A 15775-nucleotide genomic window follows, 5' to 3' on the forward strand; every position below is an offset into this window, starting at 1 on the left:
GCCAAAGCCGTATCGGTTTTTGCGAATCTGCGATATGGCGGTTTAAATTGAAATCAGAACGGGCAAGGCTGTACCGGTTTAAAATTAAACCGCTATAATACCGCCCTTCAAATACACGCCCGCATTGGTGATGCCTGTGAAAAAAGTTGAAAAAAACATCTTGGTGCTGCACGGCGCGGACAAAATGTTCGAGCTGGTCGATAAGGTTGAGGATTACCCGCACTTTCTGCCGTGGTACAGCAAAACCGAGGTCATCGGGCGTAGCGGCAACGAACTGAAGGCGCGGCTGTTTATGGACTATATGCACGTTCGCCAATCATTCGCCACGCACAACCGCAACATACCCGGCAAGGAAATCCGTATGGATTTGCTTGACGGACCGTTCAAAACCCTGCGCGGGACATGGAAGTTCATCGATTTGGGCGACGATATGTGCAAAATCGAATTCAACCTTGAATACGATTTTTCCAATGCCGTCTTATCCGCCTTAATTTCCCCCGTATTCAGCCATCTTTCCTCCACATTGGTCGAAGCGTTCGTCAAAGAGGCAGACCGCCGTTATGCTTGAAATTGAAATCGTGTACGGACTGTCTGACAAGCAGGTTTTGAAAAACATGCAAGTCGAGGAAGGAACCCGTATCCGTGCGGCCGCACTGAAAAGCGGTTTGGACGAAATCTTTACAGACCTCGACCTGCATTCCGCCCCCTTGGGTATTTTCGGCAAGGCAGTCAAAGACGACACGCCGCTGCGCGACGGCGACCGCATCGAAGTGTACCGCCCGCTGTTGATCGATCCCAAAGAAGCGCGCCGCAAACGCGTTCAAAATCAAGAAGAATAACCATGCCGTCTGAAGCCTTCAGACGGAATTCGACAGAAACACGGAAAATATCATGCCAAACAAAATCAAAATGGTTGTCGGCTTGGGCAATCCCGGCAAAGAATACGAACAGACCCGCCACAATGCGGGTTTTTGGTTCCTCGACGAACTGGCGTGGAAATGGAAGGCTTCGTTTAAAGAAGAAAAAAAATTCTTCGGCGAAGTCGCCCGTGCCGCCCTGCCCGACGGCGATGTCTGGCTGCTCAAGCCGGCCACGTTTATGAACCGTTCCGGACAGGCAGTTGCCGCGCTTGCGCAGTTCTACAAAATCAAACCCGAAGAAATTCTCGTCGTCCACGACGAACTCGACATTCCTTGCGGCAGGATTAAGTTCAAACTCGGCGGCGGCAACGGCGGACACAATGGGTTGAAAGACATTCAGGCAAAACTCGGCACGGCAGACTATTACCGCCTGCGCCTCGGTATCGACCACCCGGGCGACCGCAACCTCGTCGTCGGCTACGTCTTGAACAAACCGAGCGCGGAACACCGCCGACAGATTGACGATGCCATCGCCAAATCCCTGCAGGCCATACCCGACATCATTTCCGGCAAATGGGAAGAGGCAACGCGCTTCCTGCACAGCAAATGACCCGATGCCGTCTGAAGCCCTTTCAGACGGCATTTCCCGATTTCCATATCCGAACAGTCATGACCGAACTCAAGCAGCTTATCCAAACCGAATCCATCCCCGTCATCGAAGAAACCCTCGATTTCCTGCTGTACGAATGCAGCATCGACGACGCACCGTCTGCCGAAGAAGTGGCACAATGGCGCGACATACTTGCCGCACGCGGCGGCAAATTCCTGCGCCTGTCCAAAATCTGCCAAACGTGGCTGGACGAGGAGGCGGCATGAAGCTGCCGCGCAACCGCTTTGCCATGCTTTCCGCATTGTGGTTTGCCGGCGGCATCTATGCGCTGCTCAGACCCGCCGAAACTGCGCCGCCGCCTTTTCCGCATTTCGACAAAGCAGCACACCTCGCCCTGTTTTTCGCACAAATCTGGCTTTTGACCAAAGCATTCAGAACAGGAAAACTTCCCATCCCCTACCGCAGCCTGATGGTCTTTGCCCTCTGTTTCGCCCTCTTCAGCGAATGCGCGCAGGCATGGTTTACCGTAACGCGAACCGGCAGTTTGGGCGATGTCCTTGCCGACCTGACGGGCGCAGTCCTTGCCCTCTTTGCCGCCCGCGCCGCCGACCGCATGGACTGAATCGGTTTATTTCTCCCAAACAGGATAAATCCCCCTGATGCATCCTGTTTTTCTCCTTACATATCAATCCCATCTCATAAACAAAACCAACAAATCATTTACAATATATTTACACTACATCGGATTACAAATATACTCGAACCAGTTGCAGAACCGACGGTTTCACAAACCGTTTCGGATTGCACGACACAAAAGAAAAACCGATTTTGTTGCCTTAAAGGAGCATTCATGAACCTGCATGCAAAGGACAAAACCCAGCATCCCGAAAACGTCGAGCTGCTCAGTGCGCAGAAGCCGATTACCGACTTTAAGGGTTTGCTGACCACCATCATTTCCGCCGTCGTCTGTTTCGGCATTTACCACATCCTGCCCTACGCCCCCGATGCCAACAAAGGTATCGCGCTGCTGATTTTCGTTGCCGCGCTTTGGTTTACCGAAGCCGTCCACATTACCGTAACCGCACTGATGGTGCCGGTTCTCGCCGTCGTACTCGGTTTCCCCGACATAGACATCAAAAAGGCAATGGCCGGGTTCTCCGACCCGACGATTTACATCTTCTTCGGCGGTTTCGCACTCGCCACCGCCCTGCATATGCAGCGTCTCGACCGCAAAATCGCCGTCAGCCTGCTGCGCCTGTCGCGCGGCAATATGAAAGTGGCGGTTTTGATGTTGTTCCTCGTTACCGCCTTTCTGTCCATGTGGATCAGCAATACTGCCACCGCCGCGATGATGCTGCCTTTGGCAATGGGTATGATGAGCCACCTCGACCAGGAAAAAGAACGCAAAACCTACGTTTTCGTCCTGCTCGGCATCGCCTATTGTGCCAGTATCGGCGGCTTGGGAACAGTCGTCGGTTCGCCGCCGAACATGATTGCCGCCAAAGCCCTGAATCTTGATTTCGTCAGCTGGATGAAACTCGGTCTGCCGATGATGCTGCTGATTCTGCCGCTGATGCTGTTCTCCATGTACGTCATCCTCAAACCTAATTTGAACGAGCGCGTGGAAGTTAAAGCCGAATCGATTCCGTGGACTTTGCACCGCGTTATCGCGCTGTTGATTTTCTTGGCCGCTGCCGTCTCTTGGGTATTCAGCTCCAAAATCAAAGCCGCATTCGGTATTTCCAACCCCGATACCGTTATCGCCCTGATTGCCGCCGTTGCCGTCGTCGTCTTCGGCGTGGCGCAATGGAAGGAAGTCGCCCGCAACACCGACTGGGGCGTATTGATGCTCTTCGGCGGCGGTATCAGCTTGAGCGCGCTGCTGCAATCTTCCGGCGCATCTGAAGCACTGGGTCAACAGGTTGCTTCCACATTCTCCCATTCTCCTGCATTGCTGGTGATTTTCGTGGTTGCCGCCTTTATCATCTTCCTGACCGAGTTCACCAGTAACACGGCTTCTGCCGCCCTGCTTGTGCCCATTTTCGCCAGCATCGCCGCGCAAATGGGTCTGCCGGAACAAGTCTTGGTATTCGTCATCGGTGTCGGCGCATCTTGTGCCTTCATGTTGCCGGTTGCCACACCGCCTAACGCGATTGTGTTTGGTACAGGCTTAATCAAACAACGCGAAATGATGAATGTCGGCTTATTGCTGAACATCCTCTGCGTGGTATTGGTTGCGCTGTGGGCATACTTCTTCCTGATGTAAATCCGATTCCCTAAAACGATGCCGTCTGACATAATCCGTTCAGACGGCATTGGATTTTCCGCAAGCCTCCCAATTTTGCCTGTGATTTTCAACGAAAGGAAACCCATGATTATCCTGCACACCAACAAAGGCGACATCAAAATCGAACTCGATTTTGACAAAGCCCCCGTTACTGCTAAAAACTTCGAGCAATACGTTAAAGACGGCTTCTACGACGGCGTAATCTTCCACCGCGTTATCAAAGGCTTCATGATTCAAGGCGGCGGCATGGATGAAAACATGAACGAAAAAGAAACCCGCGATCCGATTCAAAACGAAGCGTCCAACGGTCTGCCCAACGATAAATACACCATCGCCATGGCGCGTACTTCCGATCCGCATTCCGCCAGTGCGCAATTCTTCATCAACACTGCCGACAACGCCTTCCTGAACTTCCGTTCTAAAGAGCTGTACGGCAAAACCGTCGTCCAAGACTGGGGCTATGCAGTATTCGGAAAAGTCGTTGACGGTTTTGATGTTGTCGATGCCATCGAAGGCGTATCCACCAAACGCCACGGCTACCATGATGACGTACCGAGCGAACCTGTCATCATCACTAAAGCCGAAGCCGTATAAACCGACAATCCGGAAGCAGCCTGCATCAAAGGCTGCTTTTATTTCAGACGGCATATTATTTGATGTAACCGTGCTATGCCGTCTGAAAACCGGACGCAAGCCTTCAGACGGCATACCGCTATGTTAAAATATGCCCGTTTTTCCTAAACGGACACAAAGGAAACCTTATGGCAAGCATCGCCCGCGACATCTTCAAAGCCTACGACATCCGGGGCATCGTCGGCAAAACCCTGACCGACGATGCCGCTTATCTCATCGGCAGGGCCATCGCCGCCAGAGCCGCCGAAAAAGGTATCGCCCGCATCGCGCTCGGACGCGACGGACGCTTGAGCGGTCCTGAACTGATGACACACATCCAACGCGGCCTGACCGACAGCGGTATCGGCGTCCTCAATGTCGGCATGGTTGCCACGCCCATGCTCTATTTTGCCGCCATCAACGAATGCGGCGGCAGCGGCGTGATGATTACCGGCAGCCACAATCCGCCCGATTACAACGGTTTCAAAATGATGCTCGGCGGCGACACGCTTGCCGGCGAAGCCATCCAAGAACTTTTAGCTATTATTGAGAAAGACGGTTTTGTTGCCGCCGGCAAACAAGGTAACGTAACCGAAAAAGACATCTCCGGCGAATACCACAACCACATCGTCGGCCACATCAAGCTCAAACGCCCGATGAAAATCGCCATCGACGCAGGCAACGGTGTCGGCGGCGCATTTGCAGGCAAACTCTACAAAGGTTTGGGCAATGAAGTAACCGAACTTTTCTGCGAAGTGGACGGCAATTTCCCTAATCACCACCCTGATCCTTCCAAACCGAAAAACCTGCAAGATTTGATTGCCGCACTGAAAAACAGCGATGCCGAAATCGGCTTGGCATTTGACGGCGATGCCGACCGCTTGGGCGTGGTCACCAAAGACGGCAACATCATCTATCCAGACCGCCAATTAATGCTTTTCGCGCAAGACGTGTTGAGCCGCAATCCTAAAGCCAAAGTGATTTTCGACGTCAAATCCACCCGTCTGCTCGCGCCTTGGATTAAAGAACACGGCGGCGAACCTGTGATGGAAAAAACCGGCCACAGCTTCATCAAATCCACCATGAAAAAAACCGGCGCACTGGTTGCCGGCGAAATGAGCGGTCACGTTTTCTTTAAAGAACGCTGGTTCGGCTTCGACGACGGCATGTATGCCGGTGCACGCCTCTTGGAAATCCTGTCTGCCTTCGACAATCCGTCCGAAGTGTTGAACAAGCTGCCGCAAAGCATTTCCACTCCGGAACTTAACATCGACCTGCCGGAAGGCAGCAACGGCCACAAAGTGATTGAAGAGTTGGCTGCCCATGCCAAGTTTGAAGGTGCGACCGAAATCATCACCATCGACGGCTTGCGCGTTGAATTCCCTGACGGCTTCGGCCTGATGCGTGCTTCCAATACCACGCCGATTCTGGTGTTGCGTTTTGAAGCGGATACGCAAGAAGCGATTGAGCGTATTCAAAACCAATTCAAAGCAGTCATTGAAAGCAATCCGAATCTAATCTGGCCTCTGTAAAAATAGAAAAAATGCCGTCTGAAAGTTTCAGACGGCATTTTTCACACATGGTTAATCAAATCTTGGCAGATTGGATTTGGCTTAAAAATCTCCGCGTCCGTTCGTGTTTGGGGTAGTCGAACAACTCTTTCGGGCTGCCCTGCTCTACAATAACACCGCCGTCCATCACGACGACGGTAGTCGCCACTTCAAGCGCAAACTTGATTTCGTGGGTCACGACGACCATCGTCCAGCCTTCTTGCGCCAATTCCTTCATGGCGTTCAACACGTCTTGCACCAATTCAGGGTCAAGCGCGGAAGTCGGTTCGTCAAACAACATCAGCTCGGGCTGAATCGCCAAGGCGCGGGCAATGCCGACGCGCTGCTGCTGACCGCCGGAAAGCTGGTAGGGATATAAATCCACTTTATCGCCCAAACCAACTTTTTCCAACAGTTTCAAAGCCTCTTCGCGCGCTTGGGCGGCAGGTTTGCCTTGTACGGCAACCGGTCCTTCCATCACGTTTTCCAACGCGGTTTTGTGCGGAAAGAGGTTGTATTGTTGGAACACCATGCCGGATTTGCGGCGTAGTGCCAAAATATCGTGTTTGCTTGGTTTTTTGGCAAAATCGATTTTCAGCGGTCGCTCGTTGTCGAACTCGATTTGTCCGTCTTCAGGCATTTCCAGCGCGTTTAAGCAGCGCAAAAACGTTGTTTTACCTGAGCCGGAAGGTCCGAGGATGACGACCACCTGCCCTTTGCCCACATCCAAATCGATGCCGCGCAAAATAGTGTTTTCGCCGAAGGTCTTATGGATATTGCGGATTTTAATCATGGCTTTCCCTTATTTGGCGACATAGCGGTCGAAGCGTTTTTCCAAACGCGCCTGAATCAGAAACAGTACTTTGCAGAAACACCAGTAAACCAATGCGGCTTCGATATAAACCGGCAAAAAATCATAAGTACGGTTTGCCGTCTCTTGGGCAACACGGAAAAGCTCTGTTACCGTTACCACCGCCGCGAGCGAAGTGTTTTTAAACAAGCCGATAAACTCGTTGCTCAAAGGCGGCACGGCAACGCGGAATGCCTGCGGCGCGACGATGCGGCGGAACGTCTGCATATAGGTCATACCGATGGAGAAACCGGCTTCCCATTGTCCTTTCGGTACGGACAAAATTGCCGCGCGTATGGTTTCGGAAGCATATGCGCCGACATTGAGCGAGAAGCCGATAATGGCGGCAGGAATAGGGTCGATATAGATGCCGACGGAAGGCAAACCATAGAATACGATGACCAACTGCACCAACAGCGGCGTACCGCGAATGACGGAAATATAAAATTCCACCAATTTCAGCAGGATTTTCCGCACGATGCCGCCGGCGGGCATAATCCGCACCAAAGCCACGGCTACCGCAATCATCATGCCGATAACGAAAGAAGCGATCGCTAAAGGCAAAGATACTAAGAAGCCGGCTTTGACCATAGGCAAAAACGCGCTGACAATCATATCGGCGCGTGTTTCCGTCATAAACGGCAGAGAGGCAAGGAAATTATTGAACACTGATGTCTTTTCCGAAGAATTGTTCGCCCAGTTTTTTCAACGTGCCGTCGGCTTTCAGCTCGTTGATTGCCGTGCTGAATTTTGCCACGACTTCGTCATTGCCTTTATTGACAATCAAGCCGGAACCGACTTTTTCATCGGCTGGCGCGGACCAAACGATTTTCACGCCGGCATTCGGATTTTTCTTCAGATAGTCCAAAACCGCCAATTCGTCGTTCAACGTCGCATCGGCGCGTTTTTGTTCAATCAGGGTCAGCGATTGCGCCAAACCGTCCACCGGCACGAGTTCCGCACCTGCAGCTTTGGCTTTTTCGCCGTAGTTGCTGGTCAGGGATTGCGCGGTTTTCACGCCTTTGATGTCGGCTATAGATTTGATGTTGCTGTCGTTACGCGCGACCAAAACCGCACCGCTCCAGCTGTAAGGTTCGGATTTGTCGAATGTCGCTTGGCGTTCGGGGCTGGTCAGGCCGACTTGGTTTGCCACCACGTCGAAACGCCCCGCCTTCAAACCCGCCATCATCGAATCCCATTGCGTTTCTTTAAATTTGACTTTAACACCCAGTTTTTCCGCCACGACGCGGGTTACTTCCACATCGTAACCGGTCAGTTTGCCGTCCTTGTCGTGGTAGGTAAACGGTGCGTAAGTGCCTTCCGTGCCGACGGTAACCGTGCCTTTATTGTTGATGCGCTCGATTAAAGAACCGGAAACTGCCGATTGTACAGGCGCGGAAGATGCTCCGCTGCCGCCTTCCGAACCGCCGCAGGCCGCCAAAACCAATGCGGCAATGCCGCCGAGTACGAATTTTTTCAACATCATCCTCTCCTGTAAAAAGTGTGCAAGTGCGGCATTCTAAGTGAAATTGCGGCAAACACAAAGAATACTTTTTTATATGGCTATTCCAAACCGGAATGGAAAAGATATGCCGAAGCCGCCGGAAGCGGAAATAAAGGGGGAGGGAAGGCGGATTCACGCACGCTGTTCCGGCAAAAATTCGCCTGCCGATTCGGTGCTATAATCCACCCGAAACAGATGACACCAAAAAGGAACATCATGAACACGCCCCAATCCGCCATCATTCCCGACCACGCCCAAGCCGGCATCTTTATCGAAGCCGACTTTGCTGCCAACCGCCTCAACGACATTAAAGCCGCCTGCCGCGCTTCGCTCGATGCCTTATCCGCCCTGCAAACCCGCTTTCCGGACGATATTTTGGGTATGACGATAGCCTTCGGCAGCAAAGCCTGGGCAACATTCGGGCATACGGGCGAGGGGCGTGAAATCAAACCCTTCCCCGAAATGGGCAACGGGCTTGCGCCGTCCACGCAGCACGATATGTACATCCACATCCAATCCTTCCGCCAAAACGCCGCCTACGCGCTTGCCCAATCCGTTTTGGGCGCGTTCGGCGACAGCATATGCGTCGCTTCCGAAGAACACGGTTTGCGTCTGTATCAGGATCGCGGGCTGGACGGTTTCGTCGACGGCACGGAAAACCCGCAGGGCGATGAAAAAATCCGCGAAGTCGCCATCATCCCCGAAGGGCCCGATGCGGGCGGCAGCTATGTCCTGCTGCAAAAATACCTACACGATTTGAAAAAATGGGATGCCGTCCCCGTCGCCGAACAGGAGGCCGCTGTCGGACGCAGCAAGGAAACCAACGACGAATTCGACCGCGATGTCCGCCTGCCCGATTCGCACCTCGGCCGCGTCAACCTGAAAGAAAACGGCATCGGTCTGAAAATCGTCCGCCGCAGCCTGCCCTTCGGCAAAATCAGCGGCGAACACGGTTTGATGTTTACCGCATACTGCCGCACGCTGCACAATATCGAAGCGCAATTATTGAGTATGTTCGGAGATACGGACGGCAAAACCGACCTGCTGCTCCGACACCTCTCCACCGCCGTTTCGGGCGGATACTACTACGTGCCGTCTGTCGAACGCCTGCAAAACCTCTAAGCCGGACGATGCCGTCTGAAACCCTTTTTCAGACGGCATTTTCCCGTTTTACCGTCCAACCGTTTTCCGAGCGCGCACTATGTCTGCAAGCATCCAAGCATTCGACCCGCTGACCGTCCCCATTGCCGGCACCAACCTGATTGAGGCCTCCGCCGGCACCGGCAAAACCTACGGCATTGCCGCCCTGTTTACGCGCCTGATCGTATTGGAACAAAAAAGCGTCGAGCGCGTATTGGTCGTAACCTTCACCAAAGCCGCCACCGCCGAGTTGAAAACACGCCTGCGCGCGCGTTTGGACGATGTGTTGCAGATTTTGGAAAGCAAAGAAATTGCCGAACTTGGAGACAGCGCGCTTTCAGACGGCATCGCCGCCTACTGCGCCGAACACCACGAAGGCGACACCTTCCTGCCCGCACTCTTAAAACAGGCTTTGCAAAAAGAGGGCCGGACGCGTCTGATTGTCCGCCTCAAAGCCGCCATCGGGCAATTCGACAACGCCGCCATCTATACCATCCACGGTTTCTGCCAGCGTATCCTGCGCGACTACGCCTTCCTGTGCCAAGCACCGTTCGATATCGAACTGACCGAAGAAGACGGCGACCGCCTGCTTGTCCCGGCGCAAGATTTTTGGCGCGAACGCGTCAGCAATGATCCGGTGCTTGCCGCATTGGCGTTTAAACGCAAAGCTGTGCCGCAAACCGTCCTTGCCCAAATCCGCGCCTACCTGTCCCGCCCGTACCTGAGTTTCCGCCTTCCGCAAACCGATTTGCCGCAAGCCCGGGGCGCCGCTTGGGCAAGCTGGCAAAACATTTGCGGAAATCTGGCTGAATTAAAAGAAACTTTTTGGCGCATCCATCCCCTTTTAAACGGCAATTCATATCGGAAAAACAGTTTTGCCGAACTGTTTGACGCATTGGAACAAAAAGCCCTGTCGCTGGATTTGCCCTTTTTGGAGGCAAAGCTGCACGAACGGCTCTTAAAACTCTCATCCGACAAACTCGAAGCCGGGCTGAAAAAAGGCAAAACGCCCGATGCGGCAGTATTTGCCGAATTGCAGAAACTGGCAGACTTCGGGCGCGATTTGAACGCACTCGAAGAAGCGGAAGAAGCAACAATGATCCGGCTGCAACTGGATTTAATCGGATACCTCAACCGCAGCCTTGCCGAGATGAAAAAATCGCGCCGCGAACGAGGTTTCGACGACCTGCTTCTCGATGTCCACACCGCGCTGACCGACAATCCGCACGCCGAAACCCTCGCCCGCGCCGTTGCCGAAAACTGGGAAACCGCGCTGATCGACGAGTTCCAAGACACCGACCCGCTGCAATACGAAATCTTCCAAAAAATCTTCATCGCCCAAAACCGCCCGCTGTTTCTGGTCGGCGATCCCAAACAGGCGATTTACAGCTTTCGCGGTGCGGATATTTACGCCTACCTGCAAGCCGCCGGAGACGCGCAACACCGCTACACGCTCGCCACCAACTACCGCAGCCACGCCGCGCTTATCGGCAGCATAGGCGCGTTGTTCCGCCTCAAAGAACGCCCGTTCGTTTTGGAAAACATCGGCTATTCGGAAGTCGGTGCGGCGCGTGCCGAAAGCAGGTTGTCCCCCGAACGTCCTGCCGTACAGGTCCGTTGGCTGCACGAAAACGACAATGAAAAAGCCAACAAAGACGTTTTGCGCCGCCGTGCCGCCGACTATTGCGCCGACGAAATCGCCCACGCGCTCAACGAAGCCGCCGGAGGCCGTCTGAATTTCAAAGGCTGCCCGTTGCAGTCGGGCGATATTGCCGTGCTGGTACGCACGCACAACGAGGCGGTGATGGTTTCCGCCGCCCTGAAAAAACGGCAGGTGCAAAGCGTCCTGCTTTCGCGCGAATCCGTGTTCGCCTCGCCCGAAGCCGCCGCCCTGTCCGCACTCATCGGCTTCTGGCTCGAACCGCGCCGCGCCGGAACGCTGCGCTTTGTCCTGACAAGCGGCATATTCGGTTATGACGCGCAGCAATTGCACGACTTCAACCAAAACGAAAGCGAGATTTTGCATTGGGCGGAATCTGCCCGAACCGCGCTCGACAACTGGAATCAATACGGCATTTTCGCCGCTATGCAGCAATTTTCCCAAACACACGGCATCGAAACGCACCTCTTAAGCCGGAACAACGGGCGCAGCCTGACCAACTATTTCCAACTGCTCGAACTGCTTGCTGCCGAAGACGCGCAAAACCGCAACCCCGCCGCGCTGCACAAATGGCTGCGCGACCAAATCAGCCTGGCCGGCAACAACGGCGGCGACAACCGCGCCATCCGTCTGGAAAGCGACGAAGATTTGGTCAAAATCGTTACTATGCACGCCTCAAAAGGTTTGCAGTATCCGCTGGTGTACTGCCCGTTTGCGTGGGACGCGCAAGATACCGGGCCGTCCGACTGGCAAATCCTCCACCAAAGCGCAAACCGAACCGAACTGTTGGCAAAGGCGCAACTGTCGGAAGACGAACAGAAGCAATACGCCGATGAAGAAATGGCGGAACGCCTGCGCCTGCTTTATGTCGCGCTGACGCGTGCCGAAGAACAGCTCAACATCTACGCCGCCTATTCTTCCGATACCGCCGACAACCCCCTCGCCTACCTGATCGAAGGCTTGCCCCAAGACAGCCGCGAAACCGTCCGCCGTGCCTATGCGTGTGAAAAAGACGGCATCGCGATGCTCAAACAAAACTGGCAGCGCGTGGCGGACAACGCCCCTTCCGGCACAAATTTCGCCTTCACAGAAGATGCGCCGCCCCCTGCCGTATATTGCGGTAATGCCGGTCAAACCGCCGAATTTGCCGCAAACAGCATTCCCGAACGCGGATTCCGATTTGTCCGCCACACCAGCTTTACCGCCTTAAGCCGCCATACCCAAACGCCCGACGGCGGCGAAGAAGATGTGCAGCCTTCCCTAGACCCTGCAGAAACGGCAGAGTCAACCATGCCGTCTGAAACGCCGACGGCTTCAGACGGCATATCGATACACGACTTTCCGAAAGGCACGCAGGCGGGGCTGTGCCTGCACGAAATTCTTGAAGATTTCAAATTCGGACAAGCAGCCGCCGGACAGGAAACCCTCATTGCCGACAAGCTGAAAAAATACGGTTTTGAAGAAATATGGCTGCCCGCCGTTGCCGAAATGGCGGAAGCCTGCCGCAAAACGCCGCTGACGGGGGCATACGGCCTGTCCGACATCCCGCCCGAGTGCCGCTGTCCCGAAATGGGCTTTACCCTCCACACCGAAGACTTCGGCCTCAAACGGCTGCGTGCATGGCTTGCCCGCGACAACATCCGGCTGCCCGAAGTCTGCCGTGCAGCCGCCGAAACGCTAGACTTCCACACCGTCAACGGCTTTTTAAACGGCTTTATCGATATGGTCTGCCAAGACCCCGACGGCAATATCTGCATCATCGACTACAAGTCGAACTACCTCGGCGCGGACGCATCCGCCTACACGCAACAGGCGATGGACGAGGCCGTAGCGCACCACCACTATTACCTTCAGGCACTGATTTACGCCGTTGCCGCCGCGCGCTACTTCAAACTGCGCGGACAACCGCCCGCCGCCGTTTCCGTCCGCTACCTGTTTTTGCGCGGCATAGACGGCAAAGGCGGCGGCGTTTGGCGTTGGGACATAGATGCCGACGCTTTGGAACAGATAAAATAACTTCCCGTCCCTTAAGACGACAACCGCAGGAGAACCCTATGAATATCAAACACCTGATTACCGCCGCACTCATTGCCTCAGCCGCCTTTGCCGCACAGGCAGCCCCGCAAAAACCCGTATCCGCCGCCAAAGCCGCGCAACATTCAGCCGTTTGGATCGATGTCCGTTCCGAACAGGAATTCAGCGAAGGGCATTTGCACAACGCGGTCAACATCCCCGTCGACCAAATCGTCCGCCGCATACACGAAGCCGCGCCCGACAAAGACACGCCGCTCAACCTCTACTGCCGCAGCGGACGGCGTGCCGAAGCCGCCCTTCAAGAGCTGAAAAAAGCAGGTTATACAAAAGTTGTCAATCACGGCGGTTATGAAGACCTGCTCAAAAAAGGGATGAAATGACACCATGCCGTCTGAAAAGACAGGCTTTCAGACGGCATACGGCGTTCCGGCACGCGGCACGGCATCACAGGCGCGGCGCGTGCCGCCCCGTCCGAAGCCTGACAAACAAACCGATAAGGAAAAAGGAAATACGATGAAACACATACTCCCCCTGATTGCCGCATCCGCACTCTGCATTTCAACCGCTTCGGCACACTCTGCCGTCAAACCGCCCGCCCAAAACGAAACCGCTATGACCACGCATACCCTCACCTCGAAATACAGTTTTGACGAAACCGTCAGCCGCCTTGAAACCGCCATAAAAAGCAAAGGGATGGACATTTTTGCCGTCATCGACCATCAGGAAGCGGCACGCCGAAACGGCCTGACCATGCAGCCGGCAAAAGTCATCGTCTTCGGCACGCCCAAAGCCGGTACGCCGCTGATGGTCAAAGACCCCGCCTTCGCCCTGCAACTGCCACTGCGCGTCCTCGTTACCGAAACAGACGGCAAAGTACGCGCCGCCTATACCGATACGCGCGCCCTTATCGCCGGCAGCCGCATCGGTTTCGACGAAGTGGCAAACACTTTGGCAAACGCCGAAAAACTGATACAAAAAACCGTAGGCGAATAAGCCCGTCGCCGACATATGGCGGATGGAAATCAAATGCACACGCCCCTCATTCCCACGAAGTCGGGAATCCAAGCGGTTGGGTTGTCGTGATTTCCAATCATTGCCGAAACGGACGATTCCGGATTCCCGCCCTCGCAGGGATGATGGGCGTGTGCGTTTTTGCCATATCACAGGCAACTTTGCCGCAAATCTTATCTGTCGCCGGTATGCCTTCTTGTTTCAATCCGCCACAAACCAAATGCCGTCTGAAACCTGATTTCAGACGGCATTTCCTTTCAATCCCTATCTTCCCGACAAATATCGATGGCTTCCTGTAAACTCGAAACTCCGTGGATTTTCAGCTTGGGAAACTCTTTGGCATTGCGTGGCATATTGGCTTTGGGGACGATGGCGCGTTTAAAGCCGAGTTTCTCCGCTTCTTTGAGCCGCTCTTGTCCGCGTGCGACAGGGCGGACTTCGCCGCTTAAGCCGATTTCGCCGAAAACCACGGTTTTTTCGGGCATAGGGCGGTTACGGAAGCTGGAGAGCATGGCGAGGATGACCGCCAAATCCGCCGCCGGTTCGCCGATTTTCACGCCGCCGACGGCGTTTAAAAAAACATCCTGATCGAAACAGGCAATGCCGCCGTGTCGGTTTAACACGGCGAGCAACATGGCAAGGCGGTTTTGTTCGAGACCGACGGTGAGTCGTTTGGGGGTGAAGCCGTGCGCGTCATCGACCAATGCCTGAATTTCGACCAAAAGCGGGCGGCTGCCTTCCTGTGTAACCAAAACACACGAGCCGGGCGTATCGTCGCGGTAGCTGGCGAGGAAGATGGCGGACGGGTTGGATACGCCTTTCAAACCGTTTTCGGTCATCGCGAACACGCCCAATTCGTTTGCCGCGCCGAAACGGTTTTTGATGGCGCGTATCATACGGTAGTTGGAATGTTGGTCGCCCTCGAAATACAGCACGGTATCAACCATGTGCTCCAGTACGCGCGGGCCGGCAATCGCGCCGTCTTTGGTAACGTGTCCGACCAGTATCATGGCGATGCCCATCTGTTTCGCCATACGCGTCAGCTGGGCGGCACATTCGCGCACCTGCGATACGGAACCTGGGGCGGACGTGATTTGGTCGGAATACATGGTTTGGATGGAATCGATAACCACGACTTCGGGTTGATGCTGTTTCAAGGCCGTCTGAATCGCTTCCATGCGGATTTCGGCAAGCAGGTTTACGCCTTCGGTGGGCAGTTCCAAACGTTGCGCGCGCAGGGCGACCTGCTGAGCTGATTCTTCACCGGAAACATACAGCACTTTACGGCTTTGCGCCATTTTGGCGATGGTTTGCAACAGCAGCGTGGATTTGCCGATGCCGGGGTCGCCACCGAGCAGGATGACCGCACCATCGACCAAACCGCCGCCCAATACGCGGTCAAGCTCGCCCATACCGGTCGGATTGCGCGGTATTTCGGTGGCGGTCACGGCGGAGAGGAATTGGACGGTCGAGGTATCCGCCGCCCAAGATTGGAAGCGGGCGTTTTTAGGCTCGGGCGCGGCAAGGCTTTCCTGAAGCGTGTTCCACTCGCCGCAATGCGGGCATTTGCCTTGCCATTTCGGGGAAGTGCCGCCGCATTCGGTGCATTGGTAAAGGGTTTTAAGCGTTTTTGCCATCGGTTTTCCCTGCATCTGAA

General features: G+C 54.6%; 16 protein-coding genes. 12 read left to right on the forward strand and 4 right to left on the reverse strand.

The features are described from left to right. The first annotated feature begins 136 nt into the window (after window positions 1–136). From RDY34_RS01515 to RDY34_RS01550, 8 genes are all read left to right on the forward strand, one after another. Window positions 137–568: a type II toxin-antitoxin system RatA family toxin gene (locus tag RDY34_RS01515; protein WP_025456696.1), complete on the forward strand. Its 432-nt coding sequence runs from the start codon at window positions 137–139 to the stop codon at window positions 566–568. Next, the gene (locus RDY34_RS01520) at window positions 561–839 is read left to right on the forward strand and encodes an RnfH family protein (protein ID WP_308074342.1); all 279 of its coding nucleotides are present in this window, start codon (window positions 561–563) and stop codon (window positions 837–839) included. Before RDY34_RS01515 ends, RDY34_RS01520 begins: the two co-directional genes overlap by 8 nt. 52 nt (window positions 840–891) lie before the next feature. Continuing rightward, complete coding sequence (gene pth / locus RDY34_RS01525) at window positions 892–1470, forward strand: aminoacyl-tRNA hydrolase (RefSeq protein ID WP_118846667.1); 579 nt, start codon at window positions 892–894, stop codon at window positions 1468–1470. A gap of 59 nt (window positions 1471–1529) precedes the next feature. Next, the gene (locus tag RDY34_RS01530) at window positions 1530–1736 is read left to right on the forward strand and encodes a hypothetical protein (protein ID WP_002213975.1); all 207 of its coding nucleotides are present in this window, start codon (window positions 1530–1532) and stop codon (window positions 1734–1736) included. Continuing rightward, window positions 1733–2092, forward strand: a complete 360-nt coding sequence (locus RDY34_RS01535; protein ID WP_308074343.1) for a VanZ family protein — start codon at window positions 1733–1735, stop codon at window positions 2090–2092. Before RDY34_RS01530 ends, RDY34_RS01535 begins: the two co-directional genes overlap by 4 nt. A 228-nt stretch (window positions 2093–2320) precedes the next feature. After that, a complete protein-coding gene (locus RDY34_RS01540) occupies window positions 2321–3736 on the forward strand; it encodes an SLC13 family permease (RefSeq protein WP_308074344.1) in 1416 nt (471 codons plus the stop codon). Window positions 3737–3841: 105 nt separating this feature from the next. Beyond that, entirely contained in the window at window positions 3842–4351 is a 510-nt protein-coding gene (locus tag RDY34_RS01545; RefSeq protein WP_304717614.1) for a peptidylprolyl isomerase, read from the forward strand. 167 nt (window positions 4352–4518) lie between these two features. Continuing rightward, entirely contained in the window at window positions 4519–5901 is a 1383-nt protein-coding gene (locus tag RDY34_RS01550; protein ID WP_308072876.1) for a phosphomannomutase/phosphoglucomutase, read from the forward strand. Window positions 5902–5956: 55 nt separating this feature from the next. On the opposite strand, the gene RDY34_RS01555 is transcribed toward RDY34_RS01550, so the two are convergent. The 3 genes from RDY34_RS01555 to RDY34_RS01565 are packed head-to-tail and all read right to left on the reverse strand — an operon-like array spanning window position 5957 to window position 8255. Continuing rightward, complete coding sequence (locus tag RDY34_RS01555) at window positions 5957–6712, reverse strand: amino acid ABC transporter ATP-binding protein (protein ID WP_308072877.1); 756 nt, start codon at window positions 6710–6712, stop codon at window positions 5957–5959. Window positions 6713–6721: 9 nt separating this feature from the next. After that, window positions 6722–7438 (reverse strand): amino acid ABC transporter permease, encoded by a 717-nt coding sequence (locus tag RDY34_RS01560; protein ID WP_308075168.1) that lies wholly within the window; start codon window positions 7436–7438, stop codon window positions 6722–6724. After that, window positions 7428–8255 (reverse strand): amino acid ABC transporter substrate-binding protein, encoded by an 828-nt coding sequence (locus RDY34_RS01565; protein WP_308072879.1) that lies wholly within the window; start codon window positions 8253–8255, stop codon window positions 7428–7430. Before RDY34_RS01565 ends, RDY34_RS01560 begins: the two co-directional genes overlap by 11 nt. A gap of 234 nt (window positions 8256–8489) precedes the next feature. Between RDY34_RS01565 and RDY34_RS01570 the strand changes: the two genes are divergently transcribed. From RDY34_RS01570 to RDY34_RS01585, 4 genes are all read left to right on the forward strand, one after another. Continuing rightward, entirely contained in the window at window positions 8490–9395 is a 906-nt protein-coding gene (locus tag RDY34_RS01570; protein ID WP_308072880.1) for a Dyp-type peroxidase, read from the forward strand. Between the two features lie 79 nt (window positions 9396–9474). Next, window positions 9475–13089, forward strand: a complete 3615-nt coding sequence (gene recB, locus RDY34_RS01575; protein WP_308075166.1) for an exodeoxyribonuclease V subunit beta — start codon at window positions 9475–9477, stop codon at window positions 13087–13089. Between the two features lie 38 nt (window positions 13090–13127). After that, window positions 13128–13487, forward strand: a complete 360-nt coding sequence (locus RDY34_RS01580; protein ID WP_308075165.1) for a rhodanese-like domain-containing protein — start codon at window positions 13128–13130, stop codon at window positions 13485–13487. Between the two features lie 133 nt (window positions 13488–13620). Beyond that, the gene (locus tag RDY34_RS01585) at window positions 13621–14100 is read left to right on the forward strand and encodes a DUF302 domain-containing protein (RefSeq protein ID WP_308075174.1); all 480 of its coding nucleotides are present in this window, start codon (window positions 13621–13623) and stop codon (window positions 14098–14100) included. Window positions 14101–14375: 275 nt separating this feature from the next. Here the strand turns inward: RDY34_RS01585 and radA are convergent, their stop codons facing one another. Further along, entirely contained in the window at window positions 14376–15755 is a 1380-nt protein-coding gene (radA, locus tag RDY34_RS01590) for a DNA repair protein RadA (RefSeq protein WP_308075163.1), read from the reverse strand. Window positions 15756–15775: the final 20 nt, after the last annotated feature.

The sequence above is a fragment of the Neisseria polysaccharea genome (genome assembly GCF_963392925.1).
Lineage (GTDB): Bacteria > Pseudomonadota > Gammaproteobacteria > Burkholderiales > Neisseriaceae > Neisseria > Neisseria polysaccharea.